Raw genomic sequence first — 5,162 nt, 5'->3', positions numbered from 1 at the left:
CCCGCGTCAACGACCACACCAACGGCTTCAACATCAACCGCTGCACCACAAACCGGGGAACCGCCAGCACCCGCGACGTGAAACGCCGATAGCGTTTCTGCTGTGACGTCAGACGCGGGGCAATCTTCATGCTCATCGAGCCTCCTCGCCCCCGGGCTTCGGGCCCTTCCGCTTCGACGTGATCTTTCCCGAGATGGCGCGGACCGCACCCCTCGGCAGGTGATGGACGCACCACATCAATCCGCGATATCTCATGGTGGGGATTGAGATTACCTTGCCGCGCCCGGCGTCCTTGAGAGCTGTGGCCACCACCTGATCGCTATCCACCCACAGCCATGAGGGAATCGACGACGTGCTGAGCCCGGCACGTTGATGGAATTCCGTGCGGACCCATCCGGGGCAGAGCGCCGTCACCTGAACCCCGGAGCCTCGAAGCTCGACGGAGAGGCTTTCGCTGTACGCCGTGACCCATGCTTTGACGGCCGAGTAACCGCCCAGGGCCATGAACCCCGCGGTACTCGACACATTGATGATCATGCCAACTCCCCGCGACGTCATGGCCTTTGCGGCAACTCCGCCGAGGACCAGGACAGCCCGGCACATCACCTCGATCGCCTTCTCATGCTCAACGCCGTCCTCGGATGCGAGCGGCTGATGGATCCCGAACCCGGCGTTGTTCACCAGCACCTCGACGGGCCGTTCACCGGCCGAGAGCCGCTGCGCGACCCTGGCGACGTCGCTTCGGTCGGACAGGTCGGCTCGCATGGCCTCCACGTGCCTCCCAGTCGCCGCCGTTATGCTCTCCGCCGTTTCATCGAGCCGCCGGGCGTCACGTGCGACCAAGACAATATCGTAACCCTGCCGCGCGAGGTGCTGTGCGAATGTGAGACCGATGCCGGACGTAGCGCCGGTGATGAGAGCCGTGGCCATCGCAGCACCATACGACACCGCCCGTGCCGGGCCCGGCGGCGCGGGCGGTCCTCATGCCGGTCCGCGTCTCGCTTGTCACGAGCGAACGTCCGTTTTAACGTGCGAGTATGCCCCGGGTCTCACAGCAGCATCGCGACCAACGCCGTCACCAGATCCTCGACGCCGCACGACGTTGCTTTGTCCGGGAGGGGTTCCACCAGACATCGATGGCCGACATCTTCTCCGAGGCTGAGTTGTCGGCCGGCGCCGTCTACGGCCACTTCAACAGCAAGCACGACATCATCGGCGCGATTGCGGAGGAGGTCATCGGACAGATCTTCCAGGTGCTCGAACCGATCTTCACCCAGAGCCCGCCCCCACGCCTGGACGAAGCGGTGCGCCAGGGCCTCACCGCCACGGACGAGTTCGCCTTCGGCGACCAGGGGTACGCATACCTGGCGCCTCAGGTCTGGGCGGAGGCATTGCGCGACCCATCGCTCGCCGAGATCATCCAGGTCCGCTACCGCGCCATCCATGGCCTGGTCTCGCAGCTGGTCGTCGCCGAACAGGACATGGGGCGCACAACGTCCGAGGGCGATCCGGACGAGGTCGCCAAGGTCCTGCTCAGCGTGCTCATGGGCTATATCCTGCAACGCCTTCTGATCGGCGACGTCGGCCCGGCCTCGTACGCGGCCGGCCTCGGCGCGCTCACCCAGCACGGCTGATCTCGGCCGGAGCGGACCCGTCACTCGCTCCCGGCACGGGCGGCGATATTCTGTGCTAAGCCGCATTTGCGCACCGCATTCATGTATGGCAAGTTAAGAGAACGAAGGTTCGTTTTGGTCCTCGGCCTTGTTCATTGGGGGTGGCGACGGTGGCGGGAAGCGCGATCGTAAACTACGCGTGTGCATGGCTGGACATAGTTTCGCCCGGAGGTCATTCATGCCCATGAGGCGTGGCGAGCGGGTGGAGATCGTTCCGGCCTCACCGTTCGATGTCCGCGAGTTCGCGCGCAGTGCAGTGGGTTCCCACCGCGACGAGCTCCGGCTCACCGAGTATGACGAGTCGCCCTTGAGCCGCGAGACGCTGCGCTGTCTGCGCTACATCCGGGACGTCGAACGCTCGACCATGCGGTACCTGCGGCGCGTACTCGTCACACCGACGCATAAAGACGCGTACGTGACCGCGTTCCTCACCACCTGGGCGTACGAGAAGTACTGGATCGCCGACGCGCTCGACGCCGTCATCGAACGGCACGGATACCCTATCCAGGCGTCCCGGTCCCGGCCGGCCAATACCGCCGCCGCCTGGCGGCGTGCACAGGAGCGGTTCGCTCCCATCGGGCGCTCGATCGTCGACAACACGATCGGCGACGCCGTCATCGCTGTACATATGACCACCAGCACGATCGACGAGTGGATGACGCACGCCGCTTACGAGCGGATAGCGGAACTGGAGGAGCACAAGGAGCTGACCCGCACGGTGGAGAGGTTCCTTGACATCAAGTCCCGCCATCTGGCCTTCTTCATCGCGCAGAGCCGAAATCGCCTCCGCCGCTCGCGGCTCGCCCGTCGCCTGGCCCGCACCCGGCTGCGCCGGTCGCTATGGCCGTTGAGCGTCGAGGATGAGCCCATAGCGGAGGAGTCGTTCTTCTTCGGCCGCATCTTCGCTTCGGCGCCGTCGCTGATCGAGGAGATAGACCGGCGCGTCCAGGCTCTGCCAGGCTTGGGAAGACTTACGCTCGTCCATGCCACGGTGGCAGCGAGGAGACATATATGACGCGGAGTGACATGACGGGCAGTGATATGAGCGGACCATGGGACCATCTGTCGGGCACGCACATCCTGTTGACCGGGGCGACCGGATTCGTCGGGCAGGCCGTGCTGGAGCGGCTGTTGTCTTCGCATCCGGACTGCCGGGTATCGGTCATCATCCGGCCGAAGGGAAACCTCTCCGCGGAGGATCGGCTGGCCAGGCTGCTCCGCAAACCCGTCTTCCGGCCTTGGCGGCGCGCCGTGGGTGCGTCCGAGGCGGACCGGCTCGTCGACGAGCGGGTCAACGTCATCTCCGGCGACCTCGGCACGATCGAGAATCTCCCGTCGGATCTGGACACCGTCATCCACGGCGCCTCGACCGTCAAGTTCGACTCCCCTATCGATGAGGCGTTCGACACAAACGTCGGAGGAGCGCTCGGCCTGTACGGCGCGCTGCAGGCCGCCGGAGCGACGCCGCACGTGATCCACGTCTCCACCGCCTACGTCGGAGGGCTGCGCAAGGGCATCACGCCCGAGCGATCGCTCAGCCACAACGTCGACTGGCGAACCGAGGCCGAGGCCGCTCGCACCGCGCGCGCCCGCATCGACTTCACCTCCCGGCAGCCGGAGGTCCTGCGCCGGCTACTGGACCAGGCTCGAGCCGAGCATGGCAAGGTCGGACCGCAGGCCGTCACCGACGCGGCCGAGGTCGCGCGGCGGGAGTGGGTCAACGAACGGCTGGTCGAGCAGGGCGGACTGCGTGCGCAGAGTCTGGGCTGGACGGACTCCTACACGTTCACCAAAGCCCTGGCCGAACGCGCCGCCGAGGATCTGTGGTTCGGGCAGGGTCAGCGGCTGTCGGTACTGCGGCCGACCATCATCGAAAGCGCCCTGCGGCACCCGTATCCAGGATGGATCGACGGCTTCAAGGTCGCCGATCCACTGATCCTGGCTTACGGCCGGGGCCAGCTTCCCGATTTCCCCGCGCTCCCCGACAGCGTCCTCGACATCATCCCGGTGGACTTCGTCGTCAACGCGATCGTGGCCGCCGCGGCGATGCCGCCCTCGGCCGAGGAGACCGCGGCACGCTACTTCCATATCGGGTCCGGCGCGAGCAACCCGCTCGCGTTTCACCAGATGTACCAGAACGTCCACGAGTTCTTCCTGCGCACCCCGCTGCCGAAGGACGACGGCCATGTCCAGGTGCCGACCTGGCGGCTGCCGGGCGACCGGCGCCTCGACCGGTCGATGCGGCAGCGCGAGACCCTCGTGACCACGGCCGACTGGCTTCTTTCCCGCCTTCCGATGACGACGCGTTCACGCACCTGGGCGGACCAGGTGCACTCTCTGCAGCGCGACCTGCAGTCGCTGCGCAAGCTCACCGACCTCTACCGGCCGTACGTGCAGACGGAGATCGTCTTCGACGACGCCCGTCTCCGCGAGCTGCACCACGCCCTCCCGGAGCAGGACCGCACCGACCGAGGGTTCGACGTGACCGAGATCGACTGGCGGACGTACCTGCAGGAGGTGCACTTCCCCGCGATCACCGAGCTGAGTCGCGCCTACGCGCAACGGCCGGCCTCGACGTCCCGGCCCGCGCGGATGCTGTCCGTACGTTCGGACGCGGTGGCCGTGTTCGACCTGGAAGGAACGGTTCTCGACTGGAACCTGATCGAGCAGTACCTCTGGCTGTACCGCGCGATCACACCGGTGGCGAGCTGGCCGCGTGAGCTGGGCAGCCTGACCATGTCGCTGCCTGGATATCTCCGCAGCGAGCTGCGCGACCGCGGTGAGTTCATCCGCGCCTTCACCCGCCGCTACGCGGGCCTGCCCGCCGACGAGATCCGGCGACAGGCGAACACCGCGTTCGGCCGGGCGATCCGCCAGCGGATCCATCCCGACGCGATCGCCCGGGCAGCGGCACATAGAGCCGCCGGACATCACACCGTTCTCGTCACGGGTTCGATCGACATGCTCGTCGAACCCATCGCACACCTGTTCGACGATGTCGTCGCCGGGCGCATGCACGAGCGCGACGGCGTGCTCACCGGCTACCTCGATGCGCCCCCGTTGGTGGACGAGGCTCGCGGCGCCTGGCTCACCCAGTACGCCGACCACCATGGCATTGACCTGCGGCACTCCTACGGCTACGGGGACAGCCACGCCGACGTCGCGTGGCTGCAACTGGTCGGCCATCCGACGGCGGTGAACCCCGACAGCAAGCTGTACCGGCACGCCCGCAAGCAGGGATGGACCGTCGCCGACTGGAGACGGACCTCGACGGCCGACGACGACCCGTCCGGGAACGGATCCGCCGGCCTGCCGCAGCCGGGCGGGTCCCGCACCGGCTCTCACACCGAGCCGAGCGACAGGACTTCGCATGGCCTTTGATATCGACCGTTTCACCAGGACGTCGCAAGGCGTGCAGTGGCAGGACCTATCCTTCGAGGACTTCCAGGACAATCCCCTACCGCCGCAGACGCTGCGCAGCCTGCGGTA

The 5,162-nt window shown here is 66.8% G+C and carries 4 protein-coding genes; 3 read left to right on the top strand and 1 reads right to left on the bottom strand.

The window, feature by feature from the left end; genetic code table 11:
* Positions 1-132: 132 nt before the first annotated feature.
* Positions 133-930 (bottom strand): SDR family NAD(P)-dependent oxidoreductase, encoded by a 798-nt coding sequence (locus ELR45_RS32150; protein ID WP_129669921.1) that lies wholly within the window; start codon positions 928-930, stop codon positions 133-135.
* 107 nt (positions 931-1,037) lie between these two features.
* Here ELR45_RS32150 and ELR45_RS32145 point away from each other — a divergent pair, with 107 nt between their 5' ends.
* The 3 genes from ELR45_RS32145 to ELR45_RS32135 all read left to right on the top strand — a co-directional run bounded on the left by ELR45_RS32145 (position 1,038) and on the right by ELR45_RS32135 (position 5,054).
* On the top strand, positions 1,038-1,634 hold the full coding sequence (locus tag ELR45_RS32145) for a TetR/AcrR family transcriptional regulator (RefSeq protein WP_129669920.1): 597 nt from the start codon (positions 1,038-1,040) through the stop codon (positions 1,632-1,634).
* Positions 1,635-1,851: 217 nt separating this feature from the next.
* On the top strand, positions 1,852-2,688 hold the full coding sequence (locus ELR45_RS32140) for a hypothetical protein (protein ID WP_129669919.1): 837 nt from the start codon (positions 1,852-1,854) through the stop codon (positions 2,686-2,688).
* A complete protein-coding gene (locus ELR45_RS32135; protein ID WP_205857693.1) occupies positions 2,685-5,054 on the top strand; it encodes an HAD-IB family hydrolase in 2,370 nt (789 codons plus the stop codon). Before ELR45_RS32140 ends, ELR45_RS32135 begins: the two co-directional genes overlap by 4 nt.
* Positions 5,055-5,162 lie beyond the last annotated feature (108 nt).

This window comes from Phytoactinopolyspora endophytica, assembly GCF_004138495.1.
GTDB classification, from domain to species: Bacteria; Actinomycetota; Actinomycetes; order Jiangellales; family Jiangellaceae; genus Phytoactinopolyspora; species Phytoactinopolyspora endophytica.
Note: the sequence above shows the minus strand (reverse complement) of the source record. Positions and strands in the feature narration are given on the sequence as shown.

Coding starts and splice junctions, on each gene's coding strand:
- ELR45_RS32135 (WP_205857693.1), top strand. CDS start 2,685: ATGACGCGGAGTGACATGACGGGCAGTGATATGAGCGGACCATGGGAC.
- ELR45_RS32150 (WP_129669921.1), bottom strand. CDS start 930: ATGGCCACGGCTCTCATCACCGGCGCTACGTCCGGCATCGGTCTCACA.
- ELR45_RS32145 (WP_129669920.1), top strand. CDS start 1,038: ATGCCCCGGGTCTCACAGCAGCATCGCGACCAACGCCGTCACCAGATC.
- ELR45_RS32140 (WP_129669919.1), top strand. CDS start 1,852: ATGCCCATGAGGCGTGGCGAGCGGGTGGAGATCGTTCCGGCCTCACCG.